This is a genomic window from Nocardiopsis ansamitocini (genome assembly GCF_030268225.1).
GTDB classification, from domain to species: Bacteria; Actinomycetota; Actinomycetes; order Streptosporangiales; family Streptosporangiaceae; genus Nocardiopsis_D; species Nocardiopsis_D ansamitocini.
In genome coordinates this window covers 115,081-128,978 of the sequence record NZ_BSQG01000007.1, presented here as the reverse complement: position 1 = coordinate 128,978, position 13,898 = coordinate 115,081, and the positions used below count along the sequence as shown (strand labels likewise).

The window sequence follows — 13,898 nt, the reverse complement described above, 5'->3', positions numbered from 1 at the left end:
GCGGTCATAAGGTGAGATGGAACACGCACTTACGGCCCCCACTCCACCCTCTTTGTGGAAAGCCTACAAAACGAGATGGTCAAAGTTCGTGCCTGTCCCCATCAAGCTGGTGATGTTCCACAGGGCAAGGTTGATGTCGTGCTTGCAATCGTCGCTCCCGGCCAAGGTGCCCAGGTTCCCGGTTTCCTCTCCCCATGGCTCGAACTCCCCGGTATGACCGAAGTGTTCGCCGAATGGTCCGAGGTCGCCGGGCTCGATCTGGTTCGCTACGGCACGACCGCAGACGCCGATGAGATCCGCGACACAGCAGTGGCCCAACCCCTGCTGGTCAGTGCAGGGGCAGCCGCGGCCACCGCGCTGTTGGGCACCCTGGACGAGGCCCGCGGGTCCGTCGACGTCGTCGCCGGACACAGCGTCGGCGAGTTCACCGCCGCCGCGATCGCCGGCGTTCTCTCCCCCAGCGACGCGCTGGCCCTGGTCGCCGAGCGAGGCCGCGGGATGGCCGACGCCGCCGCGGTCGCCCCCACCGGGATGACCGCGGTCCTGGGCGGTGACCGCGACGAGGTGCTGGCCGCGATCGGGGCAGCCGGGCTGACAGCGGCCAACGACAACGGCTCCGGTCAGATCGTGGCCGCCGGGACCCTGGGCGAGCTTCAGGCGTTCGCCGACGCCCCTCCGGCCAAGGCCCGGCTGCGCCCGCTGTCGGTGGCCGGCGCCTTCCACACTCTCCACATGGAGCCCGCGGTGAAGCGGGTACAAGTACTGGCCGATGGGCTCACACCGGTCGACCCCGTTGTCCGGCTGCTGTCCAACCGCGACGGCGCCGCAGTGGCCTCGGGCACCGACTACCTCTCCAGGCTCGTGTCCCAGATCAGTTCCCCCGTGCGCTGGGACTCCTGCACCCGGTCGCTGATCGACCTGGGCGTGACCGCCGTGATCGAACTGCCGCCCGCGGGTACTCTGACCGGTCTGGCAAAGCGCTCGATGCGAGGCGTCGAACTGCTCGCCGTCAAGACCCCCGAGGACCTGGACCGTGCACGCGAGCTCGTCAAGGCGCACGCGGGTCCGGGTACCGCAGACCTGGAAGGGCAGAGCTGATGAAATTTCCTCCGAGCTCACCCGGAGCACGCATCGTCGCCTTCGGCGACTACCAGCCGGCCAACGTTGTCACCAACGCCGACCTGGTAGCCCGGATCGACACCTCCGACGAGTGGATCCAAAGCCGCGTCGGCATCAAGGAGCGGCGCATCGCCGGTCCCGACGAGACCGTGGGCGACATGGCGGTGGTCGCGGGCGGCAAGGCGCTCGCAGCAAGCGGACTGAGCCCCTCCGACATCGACCTCGTCATCGTCGCGACCTGCACCCAGCTCGACCAGATCCCCAGTGCCGCCGCCGGAGTGGCCACCCGCCTCGGGATCGAGGCGCCCGGCGCCTTCGACGTCAACGCCGCCTGCGCGGGCTTCTGCTACGCGCTGGCGGTCGCCAATGACGCGGTACGCGCGGGGTCAGCGCGCAACGTCCTGGTCATCGGCTCCGAGAAGCTGTCGCAGTGGATGGACTGGACCGACCGAACGACGTGTGTGATCTTCGCCGACGGTGCCGGGGCCGCGGTCGTGTCCGCCTCGGAGGAGCCCGGCATCGGGCCCGTGGCCTGGGGCAGCGCCGGAGACCGCGCCGACAAGATCTACATGCGCGAGAACAAATACCTCCACCAGGAAGGCCAGGCGGTCTTCCGGTGGACCACCACCGAGCTGTACCCGGTGGCGCTGGAGGCCATGGAACGCGCGGGCGTGGCCCCCGAGGAACTGACCGCGTTCGTCCCGCACCAGGCCAACCTGCGCATCGTCGAAGCCATCGCTCGCAAGCTGGGGGCTCCGCAGGCGCTCATCGCCCGCGATATTGTCACCGCGGGCAACACATCGTCGGCGTCCGTCCCGCTCGCGCTGTCGCGCATGATCGGACGCGGCGAGCTGCCCTCGGGAAGCACTGTGCTGACCATGGGGTACGGCGCGGGTCTGACGTATGCCGCGCAGGTCTTGCGCATTCCCTAGACATCGATGGACCAACCCCGCACGGGCGGTTGCGCCCGGGGTCCCATCATGACCAACCGTTCTACTCGCATCAAGAAGGAGAAACCTGACATGGCCCACTCTGAGCAGGAGATTCTGGCCGGCCTCGGCGAGATCATCGACGAGATCGCCGGTGTCCCCGCGGACCAGGTCAGCCCGGAGAAGAGCTTCGTGGACGACCTCGACATCGACTCCCTGTCGATGGTCGAGATCGCCGTCGCCGCGCAGGACAAGTTCGGCGTGGAGATCCCCGACGACCAGCTGAAGGACCTCAAGACGGTCCAGGACGTCATCACCTTCATCCAGAAGTAGCGGCGCCTCGCTCTTCTCGCCCGCCGGAGCGGTTCGCCGGCGGGCACCGCGGGCCCACCGATCCCGGTGGGGCCCGCGGCCTCCCACTCCTCCCCGTCATCATCGGCACCGCGCCATCGGGGTTCGACCATCTGACCTGAAGGGCGATCGGCCATGAGTACTCGCGAAGTCGTCGTCACCGGCCTCGGAGCCACCACCCCTCTTGGGGGTGACGTCGCCACCACCTGGTCCGCGCTGCTCGAGGGTCGGTCGGGGATCACCTCGCTTCCCGAGGAGTGGCACGACTCACTCCCCGTGCACTTCGGCGGTGTCGCCGCCGTCGACCCTGCCGAGAAACTGGAGCGCCACCGGCTGCGCCGTCTCGACCGGACCCAGCAGTTCTCGCTGGTCGCCGCCCGTGAGGCATGGGCCGACGCCGGCGCTCCCGAGGTCGACCCGTTGCGCCTGGGCGTCGTCGTCTCCAGCGGCATAGGGGGGATCCTCACGATCCTCAACCAGTACGACATCTTCCGCGAGCAGGGCTGGAAGCGCGTCTCGCCGTTCACGGTGCCGATGCTGATGCCCAACAGCCCCGCAGCGGCCGTCGCCCTGGAGTTCACCGCCCGGGCAGGGGCCCACGTCCCGGTGAGCGCGTGCGCCTCCAGCGCCGAGGCGATCGGCGACGCCATCGAGATGATCCGCTCCGGCCGTGCCGATGTCGTGATCGCCGGAGGCACCGAGGCCGCGATCCACCCGCTCAACATCGCCTCGTTCGCTTCCATGCGCGCGCTGTCGACCCGCAACGACGACCCGCAGGCGGCATCGCGCCCCTTCGACGTCGACCGTGACGGCTTCGTCATGGGCGAGGGCGCCGGCATCGTGATCCTGGAGTCCGCCGAGCACGCGGCCGCACGTGGCGCCCGGGTCTACGCGGTGGCCGCCGGCTCCGGCTACACCTGCGACGCCCACGACATCGTGCAGCCCGACCCGGTGGGTGCCGGTGCGGCGCGCGCCATCTCCGCGGCCATCACCGACGCCGGGCTCAGCCCCGACGACATCGTGCACGTCAACGCGCATGCAACGTCCACCCCCGCGGGCGACGTGGCCGAGACCGTCGCCATCCGCAGCGCGCTGGGCGACTCCGTGGCCGACCGGGTCGCGGTCACCTCGACCAAGTCCATGACCGGTCACCTCCTGGGCGGTGCCGGCGCGGTGGAGTCCATCGCCTCGGTTCTGTCCCTGTACAACGGTGTGGTGCCGGCCACGCGCAACCTCCGCGAGATCGATCCCGGTGTCGTGGTCGACATCGTGCGCGACAAGCCGCGCGAGCTCGCTCCCGGCGACGCCGCAGCGGTCAACAACTCCTTCGGCTTCGGGGGGCACAACATCGCCCTGGTCTTCCGCCGGCCGTAACCCCGAACGGTGTCTTCCCCGGTCGCGGGCGGTCCGTGGCGTGCTCGGAAAAACCCGCGGCACGGCGCGGCGCCGCCCACAGCACCCTTTTGTGGCAGCGCGGGCAACGGTGGGGTGGGCGGGAACACCTCCCCCGCCCACCCCACCGTTGTGCACGGGCGATGAGTTCAACACGTCTTCACCGGGGTGTCTTTCGAAGGTTTCCCTGCCCGGAGAGCATGAACGGGTGTCTTTGCCCACGAGTGCCTCCCCCCGCGGCGCGCGGCTCGAAACCGGTCGGGCCGAGCCGCCGACCGCTCGGCTGCGACCGATCGTGGACCTGGACTCCGGAGCGGTGCTCGCCGTGGAGGTCGCCCCGGCCACCGACGCCGGGCAGGGCGACGACGCCGCTGCACTGGGCGAACGGCTCCTGGCGCTGGCCCGCAGCGCGCTGGATCGCGAAAGCCTGCTGCCGCTGGTCCTGCCGGTTCCCGCACGGCTGCTGTGTGCGGGCCGGGAGCCGTTCTCCTTGCTGGAAAGCTGGTTTCGCCGCGCCGGGCGGCGTCCTCGCGACATCACCCTCATGGTGGACGCCGGGCTGCGCGAACTACCGTCCGAGCAGCTGACGCGTGGGGTGGCCGTGCTCCGGGAGCTGGGGTTCCGCTCGGCGCTGGGGACGGCGCGGATCGCGCCGGACCTCCTCGTACGGTCCGCGCCGTTCTTCTTCCGCGTGGACGCGGAGTTGACTGCGGGTGTTCCCGGGGACGAGCGGCTGACCGCGATCGTCGAGGGCATGACCCGTATCGGCCGGGGCGCGGGAAGTTTTCCGTTGGCCGCTGGGGTGTGCTCAACAGCGCAGTTGGTGGGATTGCGCAAGGCGGGGGTCCGATTGGCGCAGGGGCCGGTCTTCGCGCGGGACGACTGGGCGCCCGGCGAACGCGTCGCCCCGATCCCGGACGCGGCGCTGTTGGAGTCGACATCGACCGGTGTCGACGTGGGTCCGCGGGTCTCGGAATTCATGGTCCCGGCGGTGACGATGACGCAGGATGCCACCTCCGAAGAGGTGCTGGAAGCGTTCGGCAACGACTCCGCACTCAGCAGCGTCATCCTCATCGACCACCGGGAACGCCCGGTGGCGGCGCTGGACCGTGCCCGGTTCCTGCTGTCCATCACCGGGCCCTACGGACATGCGCTGCACGCGCGGCGCCCCGCTCAGCGGCTGGCAGGTGCTCCCCGGACGGTTGCGCGCACGGCTCCGGCTCTCGCGGCGCTGCGGTCGGCGGGCACCGAGCGCGAGCGGGTGTACGAGGACCTGATCGCGGTGAACGAGTTCGGCCAGTGCATGGGGGTCGTCCATGTGAGCGATCTGATCCGCAGCCTGTCGAGGGGATGAGGTCGCGCAGGAACGGCCTCCGCAAGGGAGCGCGCTGCGGCCCGGATTCGGGTTGAATACCCGCATGGACCCCCTGGAAGCAGCGATCGATCTGCTGTGGAAGAACCATCCGGACGCGCGGGCGGCCTTTCTGGCGGGCAGTTCCCGTACACCGCGGCGTACCCCGACGTCGGACCTGGACATCGTGGTGATCCTCACCGGCCCTCCGGCTCCTTACCGCGAAAGCCTGGTCCACCGGGAATGGCCGGTGGAGGTGTTCGCGCACACCGAGGCGTCGTGGCACTCTGCTGCGCGCAGGGAGGCGGCCTCCCGGTGCTCGCCCCTGTTGTCGATGTGTGCCACGGGGGAGCTCCTGATCGACGTCGAGGGCACCGGGGCGTCCATCGCACGCCAGGCGCGCGCTCGCCTTGCGGCCGGCCCCTCCCCCGCCACACCCGGTGAATTGGAGGACGCGCGCTATGCGCTGACCGACCTGGTGGACGACCTGACGGGGTGCACCGACACCGACGAGCGAGGATTCATCGCGGCCGAGACCGTGCGGAGCGGGGCACGGTTGGTGCTGCTGGTGCGGCGGGAGTGGTCGGGAGCGGGCAAGTGGCTGTCCCAGCGGCTGCTGGAGTGCGATCCGGTGGTGCACGCCCGACTGGCACAGGCGCAGCGCCTGGCGAGCACCGGGGATGCCGGCGCTCTTGTGATGGTGGCCACGCAGATCCTGGATCTGGCTGGTGGTCCGCTGCGGTCGGGGTATCGACGCAAGGGGCAACCGGAATCCTGATCCGGAGGGCATGAGCGGACGCTAGTCCTCGTCGGGTGCCAGTTCGGTCATGTCGGGCCGCTTGGGAAGACGGCCGTCACCCGAGGAACGGCCCATCGCCCGGCGACTCAACCAGGGCACCAGATAGTCCACGGCCCACTTGCGGGTCTGACGACGGCGCAGGATCCGCGGGAGCTGGAGGTTGGGTGTCGCCCAGGGGTGGGCCCAGAGTTCACGGCCGCCCATGGGCTGCCCGAGGATCTCGGCGATGCGCGCGGTGACGATCTGGTGGCCCGCCCCGTTGAAGTGCAGGCGATCGGTGCTCCAGGCACGCGGGTCGTTGAGGGCGTTCATCGACCACAGGTCGACGATGTCGCAGTCGTTGCGCTCGGCGATGGCGCGCAGGTGCATGCTGAACACGGCGATACGTCCACGGTAGACCCGCAGCACCGGGATCCAGCCGGTGTCGTAGCCGGAGAGGATGACCACCCGGATACCTGCCTCGCGCAGCCGGCGCACACCGTCGTCGAACTGCTGGGCGAGGCGGTCGAGGTTGGTGTTGGGACGCAGGACGTCGTTGCCGCCGGCGTTGACCGTGACGAGTTCGGGGGCGAACTTCAGTGTCTGCTCCAACTGCTCGCCGAAGATCTGGTGCGATCGGCGGCCCCGTACGGCGAGGTTGGCATATCGGAAGCCCGAGGTGGCAGCGCCCAGGTGCTGGGCCAGGCGATCGGCGAACCCGAGGTAGGAGCCATCAGGATTCGGGTCGTCGAGCCCTTCGGTAATGCTGTCCCCGATGGCGACGTAAGAGCGGATGACCGCGGAGGTCTCCGCCTGCATGCGGTCAGGGGGGTTCATCTCGAGATCAGTCACGTCAACCAATCATGCTGCTTGACACCGACACGCTGAATGACGGGGCCCATGGGGACCACGGAGTGCGTGCCTTGCGTAACACGAGGGTGAATGTGTCAAGCCGAACGGTCGGGGTAAAGCGGACCAGATAAGCATACCGCCGCTGTTCACCGGCGCGTTTGATGAAATGCGGGTTTTGGTCGAGGCATCCGGGAACCGTGCGCACCACTCCTCGGGGATGCCGATTCCGACCCTCGTGCCCTACTCATAAGGAGCGTCCTGCCATGACCACGCCGACCGGCTCGGCCGAAGGCGATTCCGTACCGTTTCCCGTCAACCCGGTGGAGAACGCCCTCGCCGAGGCCATAGAGCGGACCGCCGCCGCCCCCGAGAGCGCGGACGACACCCAGAGCGAGGGCGCGGAGTCGGTGTCGCGCTTCATCGGCGCCCTGCGGGAGGGCTCACTGTGGGTCCCCCTTCCCGAAGGATCCGGCGTCCAGGACGACGGCTCCATCGCGCTGCCGACGCTGGACCTCAAGGGTTCGCCGTTCGTCCCCGTGTTCACCTCCGAGGAGCAGTTGAGCGCGCGCAGTGGAGAACTGCCGTACACGATCATCCCGACCCAGGACCTCGCCGACGTGCTGCCCGGCAACGTGGGGCTGGCCGTGAATCCCGGCAACAAGGCGAGCGTCCCGATCTATCCGGAGACGGTGGCCACCCTGGCCGCCGAGTAGACAGCGACCTCGGGGGTCGGGTGGGGGGCCGGTCCGCTGACCGGCCCCCCACCCGACGCGTCAATAATGTGACTTCTGCCACAGCAAAAGCGAATGTCGGACGATCATTCCCCACGCCAGAACGAGATCCACTGACCTGCCACTTCACCATCGACTGTCCGTTTTCTCCGCCTTGGGCTACACATAGCGCGCGCACGCCCGTACGATCTGCGAGAGATCAGCACCACGTAAAGTCGAATCAGCATTCAGCTCCGAACGCGATCTCCCGCAAGGCGCAGCCGCCGCATCGAACCCACACGTCCGGCATCCGCGCACGCCCGGGGAGGCGTAGTGTGTAGCGCACAGCCGAATGCCAGTGCCGCTCCCACACGCTCGCGAGCCGTATGCCAGGAGGTCGAGGTCCCCAGCAGATGAACGCCGTCTCCCCGATCTGCCTAACCGACCTCGCCCCGGCTCTTCGCTGGAGCAAGTCAGCCGACATCTCCGAGATCCTGCAGCACACCCGACTCGTGGACGGCTGGTGGCGCTCGCTGCCCCTCCCCCGCGTCCTCGACATCGCCGGGCCCACCTGGCTTGCGCACTGCCTCGCGCGGCTCACCGTGGAACAGTGGGACCACCTCGCCGTCTGCGAATTCCTCCCCACCCTGCGGGCGCTGTCCGTCGACATGGACGAGGTCGCCGAGCCCGTCCGCGGCGCGGTGCTGGCCACAGCCGGCAACTGGGAACAACTCGTCGCGGCCTCCCCCGCAACCATGCGCGAATGGGGCTTCCCCGGCAACTGCGACGTCGTCGAGGTCGTCAGCATGGTCATGTGGCGGGCGGTCCACCCGTTCACCCGCGACCCCAGCGGCGGGCCGACCCCCTCCCCCGCTCTGATGATCGAGGCAGTGCGGACCGTCGCCAACTGGATCCCCGCCTCGGCCCCCGAGCACGTGCACAACGCGCTGGCCTATCTCACCAACGCGACCGGCTCGGACTGCGCGGGCCCCACGACCGATCCCGAGATCTCACCGCAGAGCCCGGCCACCCGCGCCATCCGCACCCTGCGCGCGCTCCGGGCCAACCGGGACGAGGATCTCGCCGAGGAGCGGGCCAACGCGGCTCCCACCCGCTCGGGCCGCTCCGGACGATCCAGTTCGGCCACCGGGGCGACGCCTGCGCTGGCCCGGCGCGGTGGCAGTACCCTTCTGGGCCCGGGCCGCACCCTGCGGCGCCCCGCCTTCGGCCCGCCCAAGGCAATGCGCGGGGAGACCCCGGCCGTTCCCGAAGTCCCCGACATCGCCACCGCGCCGGCCCCCGAACTCGGCCAGTACCCGCTGATCGATCTGCTCGACCGGCTGTTTCGCGAGTGGAACGACCTTGAGCGGCTGGTTGCCGCCGAACGACTGTTCGCCGCCGACCCCACCAGCATCAGGCTGCTCTCGGACCAGCTACGGGTGGAGATCGGCGAGCTCCGCACCGCCCAGCGCACCGTCGAAGAGCGCCTGCTCCATTGGCTCGGCTCGCCTGCCGGCGCGCCCATCGCCAAGCACGTACGCGACGTCTCCGAACAGCTCGGCACCGCCACCACGGTGGATCACCTGATCGGCTCCCACCCCGACCACCCCGTGGACATCCCGTCCCTCGGGATCCCGCTGTGGCGGGTGATCATCACCCTCTTCACCGACCGCCGTCTGGACAACGGATGGCTGCTGTCGGCGGAGACGGGAACGCTGCGCTGGCAGACCCGCCAGGTCGTGGTGGGCCAGCCCAGCATCACCGAGGCCGGGCTCCGCCTGGGCAAGCTCGGGATCAGAGCGCAGGCGCTGCGCGCCTGGCTGCTGAGTACGCCCGGCGTGAGTATCCACGACGGCTACGTTCTGGTCGACGAAACGGTGCCCCTCGACGCCCCCGAGGCGCCCGCCTTCTCCGGACACGCAGCGGTCACCCCCGACTCCCCCGGTTCCACCACCGCGGGCGGCCTGCCGATACGGCGCAGGCCGACGGTTGCCGCACCTCGGCCGGAGCCCGTTCTGGGGGTCTCCACCTCGGCTCGCTGCTTCCGCGCACCGGACGGACGCTGGTGGCACCGGGTGGACGTCAGCGCCGACCAGCTCAACGGCGCACCGGTGACCGTCCCCCCGGGCTACGCCACCCATCTGGGGCTGCAGCCGGGACGGTTGCTGTGCCTGACCGGCCCCGGCGCGGATCTCCTGGTCCTGGTATGGCGGGACCAGCCCGCGTTCGACTCGTTGCGACCGTTGCTGCGCCGCCAGGGGGCCCAGCCCGGCGACCGCGTGTTCATCACCGTCAACGGCGACCGCTTGGACGCCCGGCTGCTGCCCACGGCAGCATTGGGCGACAACGGCTCCATCGGCAAGGCTCTCAACCTGATCGGCTACACCGCGGCTGCGGGAACCGACGAGGCGTTGGAGATCATCGGCCGTCGGATCAGCGAGGACGGCGAGGACAGGACGAACAACAATCCGACGCAACTCATCGAAATGCTGACCAAACGCGGTGACGACGACATCGCGGCCGAATTGCGGTCCACGCTCTACGCCTCGCGCTGAGACGACGAAGAACCGGGTTGCGGGGCGAGAAAGCGCGGTCCACACTGTGCGGACATGAGCGCAGCGCCACTCCACCGCACGGGAACGCCGTGACCGCGGCCGAAACCGGCCGGCACGTCGCTTTCGACGACGACGGTGCCCCGGCACTCAGCTATCTGCGCGACACCCGCGCCGGACTCCCCTGGGCGCATACGGTGCGTCCTTTGGGTCCGGGAACCGTCGACACGATCCTGACCCGGTTGTCCGGCTGGGCCGTGAGCGTCGACCCGCCCCTGGGCGAAGAACTACTGCGACGGGGCGCGATCCCCATGCGCCACGCGCACGACCTCCGTCGCGACCTGCGCCGCGTTGCCTCTCCCCCCGACTGGCGCTCACCCGTCCTGGGCGAAGGAATCCGGATCACACCGTACGACCGCGACATCGACGCGGTGCTGCCCGCGCTCGAAGCCGCCTATCCCCCCGGGCATCCCGACCACCACGCCTGGGACGCCGCGACGAGCCGCTCGCTGTACGAACACCTGCTGTCGGGCGCGGTCCTGGGCCCGTTGCTACCGGCGAGCGGGCTGGCGGTGGATCCCGAGGATCGGGTGCTGGCAGGGGTGCTGGTGTTCGAGCGCGAACCGGACCTGGACTGGGTCGGGGAACTCTTCAAACATCCCCGCGCTCCACGGGGAACAGGCGCGGCTCTTCTGCGCCGCGCCGTGGTGCTGGCCGCCGACCGCGGCACGGCCGAGCTCGGGCTGGCGGTGACCGAGGGCAATCCGGCACGGGGGCTCTACGAGAAGCTGGGCTTCGCCCTGCGCGAGAGCGTGCAGACCGTGGTGGTCCCCTAGCCCCTCCACCGGGGCACTGTTTCGGCGGAGGGCACGAGGGGGCGCCCCGCCCTGTGGCGGGACACCCCCTCGGCATGGTCTCGAACGGTCTCAGACGTTGAAACCGAGCATGCGCAGCTGGTCGCGCCCGTCATCGGTGATCTTGTCCGGACCCCACGGCGGCATCCAGACCCAGTTGATCTTGACCTCGCGGCCGAACTCCTCCAGCGCGCTGTTGGCCTGCTCCTCGAGCACGTCGGTCAGGGGACAGGCGGCGCTGGTCAGGGTCATGTCGATGGTGATGATCTGACCGTCGACGTTGACGCCGTAGATCAGCCCGAGGTCCACGACGTTCACGCCGAGTTCGGGATCGATGACGTCCTTCAACGCCTCGATGAGCTCTTCCTGGAGCTCCTGGTCGACCTCGGTGCCCTCACCCGCGTCCTGGACGTTCGGAGCGTCGGTGTCGGGGACCTGGACGGTCTCGTTTCCTGCGGTCATGCGGCGCCCTCCTTCTCTGTTGCCAGTGACTTGGCCGTCGCGTCCTTCCACGCCATCCAGGCGAGCAGGGCGCACTTGATACGGGCCGGGTACTGGGAGACCCCGGCGAAGGCGACGGCGTCTTCCAACACGTCCTCGTCGGGTTCGCCCTGTCCCCTGGACTGCATCAGGGTGGTGAACTCGTCCAGCACGGCCAGTCCCTCGTCGACCGTCTTGCCGATCAGCAGGTCGGCCATGACCGAGGCACTGGCCTGGCTGATGGAGCAGCCCATGCTGTCGTAGGAGACGTCGGCGACCGTGGCCGCGCTGTCGAGCTCGGCCCCCGCGGGATCCAGGGCGACGCGCAGCGTCACCTCGTCCCCGCAGGTCGGGTTGATGTGGTGGCTCTCCGCGTTGAACGGGTCCCGCAAACCCTTGTGGTGAGGGTTGCGGTAGTGGTCCAGGATGATCTCCTGGTACATCGCGTCCAGCTTCATGGTTTCCAAACGCCCCTTCTAGCTTCGGGCCACGCCGAAGAACCGCTGCGCCTCGCGGATACCGTCGGCCAAGGCGTCCACGTCGGCGAAGGAGTTGTAGAGGTAGAACGAGGCGCGGGTGGTGGCGATGACCGAGTAGCGCCGGTGCAGCGGCCACGCGCAGTGGTGCCCCACCCGCACGGCCAGACCGCGATCGTCCAACACCTGCCCCACATCGTGGGGATGAATACCCTCGACCGTGAAGGACACCGCTCCACCACGCCCATCGGCGTCAGTGGGGCCGATGATGCGCACGCCCTCGATGGAACCCACCTGTTTGAGCGCGTATTCCACGAGCGCGTGCTCATGGGCGGCGACGTTGTCCATTCCGATGGCACTGAGGTAGTCGCACGCAGCGGCCAGCCCGACCGCCTGCGGGGCCATCGGCACGCCGGCCTCGAAACGCTGCGGCGGGTCCGCCCAGGTGGCGCCCTCCATACGCACGACACCGATCATGGAGCCGCCCGAGATGAAGGGCGGCATGCCCGCCAACAGCTCGCGACGGCCCCACAGCACGCCGATCCCGTTGGGCCCGAGCATCTTGTGCCCGGAGAACACCAGGAAGTCGGCGTCGAGTGCGGCGACGTCCACCGGCATGTGCGGTACCGACTGGGCGCCGTCCAGGAGCACCAGCGCACCGACCTCACGGGCGCGGGCGGCGATGGTGGCGACCGGGTTGACGGTGCCCAGCACGTTGGACTGGTGGGCGAGCGCGACCAGCTTGGTGCGCTCGTTGACCAGTTCGTCGAGATCGGACAGATCCAGACGGCCCTCGTCGGTGAGCCCGAACCAGCGCAGGGTCGCCCCGGTGCGCCTGCACAGTTCCTGCCAGGGCACCAGGTTGGCGTGGTGCTCCATCTCGGTGACGACGACCTCGTCGCCCGGCCCGACCACCATGCGGGCGAATTCGTCGCCCGCGGTGGCGGCGTTGCTCATGGCGTAGGCGACGAGGTTGACGGCCTCGGTGGCGTTCTTGGTGAACACCACCTCGTCTGTCTGGGCACCGATGAAGGCCGCGATGGTGGCGCGGGCGGCCTCATAGGCGTCGGTGGCCTCCTCCGCGAGCTGGTGCGCGCCGCGGTGCACCGCCGCGTTGTGGTGTTCGTAGAACTCCCGCTCGGCATCGAGGACCTGCCGGGGTTTCTGCGAGGTCGCCCCGGAGTCGAGATACACCAGCGGACGCTCGTCGCGGACGCTCCGGGCCAGGATCGGAAAATCGGCCCGGATCGCCTCGACGTCCAGCTCGCGTGCGGTCACGGTTAAGCGCCCGCCTTCACGAACCGCTCGTAGCCGTCGGCCTCCAGCACGTCGGCGAGCTCGGGACCGCCGGATTCGGCGATACGGCCGGCCGCGAAGACGTGCACGAAGTCGGGCTTCACGTAGTTGAGGATCCGGGTGTAGTGGGTGATCAGCATGACGCCGACCTCACCGGTGGCCCGGGCGCGGTTGACGCCCTCGGACACGACCTTGAGCGCGTCCACGTCGAGGCCGGAGTCGGTCTCGTCGAGGATGGCCACCTTCGGCTTGAGCAGCTCGAGCTGGAGGATCTCGTGGCGCTTCTTCTCACCGCCGGAGAAGCCCTCGTTGACGCCGCGGGCGGCGAAGGAGGACTCGATGGAGAGGCCACTCATGGCGCCCTGGAGCTCCTTGGAGAAGGCCCGCAGCTTGGGGGCCTCTCCACGCACGGCGGTGACGGCGCTGCGCAGGAAGTTGGACATGGAGACGCCGGGGACCTCGACCGGGTACTGCATGGCGAGGAACATGCCGGCGCGGGCGCGCTCGTCCACGCTCATCTCCAGGACGCTCTCACCGTCGAGGAGGACGTCGCCGCCGGTGATCTCGTACTTGGGGTGGCCCGCGATGGCGTAGGCGAGAGTGGACTTGCCCGAGCCGTTGGGGCCCATGATGGCGTGGGTCTCACCGGAGTTGATGGTGAGGTCGACGCCCTTGAGGATCTCCTGGCGCTCGTCGGCACCGATGAGGACATCGGCGCGCAGACCGCGAATCTCGAACTTGGTCATCTTATTGATCAG

14 protein-coding genes are annotated in these 13,898 nt (G+C 69.3%); 9 read left to right on the top strand and 5 right to left on the bottom strand.

All coding sequences use genetic code 11. The features are described 5' to 3' along the window. The first annotated feature begins 213 nt into the window (after positions 1-213). The 6 genes from QSJ59_RS18885 (at position 214) to QSJ59_RS18860 (ending at position 5,920) form a co-directional block, all read left to right on the top strand. The gene (locus QSJ59_RS18885; RefSeq protein ID WP_432707506.1) at positions 214-1,098 is read left to right on the top strand and encodes an ACP S-malonyltransferase; all 885 of its coding nucleotides are present in this window, start codon (positions 214-216) and stop codon (positions 1,096-1,098) included. Further along, on the top strand, positions 1,098-2,051 hold the full coding sequence (locus tag QSJ59_RS18880; RefSeq protein WP_285761031.1) for a beta-ketoacyl-ACP synthase III: 954 nt from the start codon (positions 1,098-1,100) through the stop codon (positions 2,049-2,051). Before QSJ59_RS18885 ends, QSJ59_RS18880 begins: the two co-directional genes overlap by 1 nt. Before the next feature lie 90 nt (positions 2,052-2,141). Continuing rightward, positions 2,142-2,381, top strand: a complete 240-nt coding sequence (locus QSJ59_RS18875; RefSeq protein WP_285761030.1) for an acyl carrier protein — start codon at positions 2,142-2,144, stop codon at positions 2,379-2,381. Between the two features lie 153 nt (positions 2,382-2,534). Continuing rightward, positions 2,535-3,773 (top strand): beta-ketoacyl-ACP synthase II, encoded by a 1,239-nt coding sequence (gene fabF, locus QSJ59_RS18870; protein WP_285761029.1) that lies wholly within the window; start codon positions 2,535-2,537, stop codon positions 3,771-3,773. A gap of 226 nt (positions 3,774-3,999) precedes the next feature. Then, the gene (locus QSJ59_RS18865) at positions 4,000-5,145 is read left to right on the top strand and encodes an EAL domain-containing protein (protein WP_285761028.1); all 1,146 of its coding nucleotides are present in this window, start codon (positions 4,000-4,002) and stop codon (positions 5,143-5,145) included. A gap of 64 nt (positions 5,146-5,209) precedes the next feature. Then, a complete protein-coding gene (locus tag QSJ59_RS18860) occupies positions 5,210-5,920 on the top strand; it encodes a nucleotidyltransferase domain-containing protein (protein ID WP_285761027.1) in 711 nt (236 codons plus the stop codon). A 21-nt stretch (positions 5,921-5,941) separates the two neighbouring features. Here the strand turns inward: QSJ59_RS18860 and QSJ59_RS18855 are convergent, their stop codons facing one another. Continuing rightward, positions 5,942-6,772, bottom strand: a complete 831-nt coding sequence (locus tag QSJ59_RS18855) for an SGNH/GDSL hydrolase family protein (RefSeq protein WP_285761026.1) — start codon at positions 6,770-6,772, stop codon at positions 5,942-5,944. Positions 6,773-7,035: 263 nt separating this feature from the next. Between QSJ59_RS18855 and QSJ59_RS18850 the strand changes: the two genes are divergently transcribed. From QSJ59_RS18850 to QSJ59_RS18840, 3 genes are all read left to right on the top strand, one after another. Continuing rightward, positions 7,036-7,485, top strand: coding sequence for an SseB family protein (locus tag QSJ59_RS18850; protein ID WP_285761025.1), 450 nt, complete (start codon positions 7,036-7,038; stop codon positions 7,483-7,485). A 410-nt stretch (positions 7,486-7,895) separates the two neighbouring features. Next, positions 7,896-10,037: a hypothetical protein gene (locus QSJ59_RS18845; protein ID WP_285761024.1), complete on the top strand. Its 2,142-nt coding sequence runs from the start codon at positions 7,896-7,898 to the stop codon at positions 10,035-10,037. Between the two features lie 89 nt (positions 10,038-10,126). Further along, positions 10,127-10,870 carry a GNAT family N-acetyltransferase gene (locus tag QSJ59_RS18840; RefSeq protein WP_285761023.1) on the top strand — a complete coding sequence of 248 codons (744 nt, stop codon included), beginning with the start codon at positions 10,127-10,129 and terminating at the stop codon, positions 10,868-10,870. Positions 10,871-10,960: 90 nt separating this feature from the next. Here the strand turns inward: QSJ59_RS18840 and QSJ59_RS18835 are convergent, their stop codons facing one another. Genes QSJ59_RS18835 through sufC form a run of 4 tightly spaced genes read right to left on the bottom strand, consistent with a single transcriptional unit; the run spans position 10,961 to position 13,886 of the window. Then, positions 10,961-11,350: a metal-sulfur cluster assembly factor gene (locus QSJ59_RS18835; protein ID WP_285761022.1), complete on the bottom strand. Its 390-nt coding sequence runs from the start codon at positions 11,348-11,350 to the stop codon at positions 10,961-10,963. Then, complete coding sequence (sufU, locus tag QSJ59_RS18830; RefSeq protein ID WP_285761103.1) at positions 11,347-11,826, bottom strand: Fe-S cluster assembly sulfur transfer protein SufU; 480 nt, start codon at positions 11,824-11,826, stop codon at positions 11,347-11,349. Before sufU ends, QSJ59_RS18835 begins: the two co-directional genes overlap by 4 nt. An 18-nt stretch (positions 11,827-11,844) precedes the next feature. Next, positions 11,845-13,122, bottom strand: coding sequence for a cysteine desulfurase (locus QSJ59_RS18825; protein ID WP_285761021.1), 1,278 nt, complete (start codon positions 13,120-13,122; stop codon positions 11,845-11,847). Positions 13,123-13,124: 2 nt separating this feature from the next. Further along, positions 13,125-13,886 (bottom strand): Fe-S cluster assembly ATPase SufC, encoded by a 762-nt coding sequence (gene sufC, locus QSJ59_RS18820; protein WP_285761020.1) that lies wholly within the window; start codon positions 13,884-13,886, stop codon positions 13,125-13,127. Positions 13,887-13,898 lie beyond the last annotated feature (12 nt).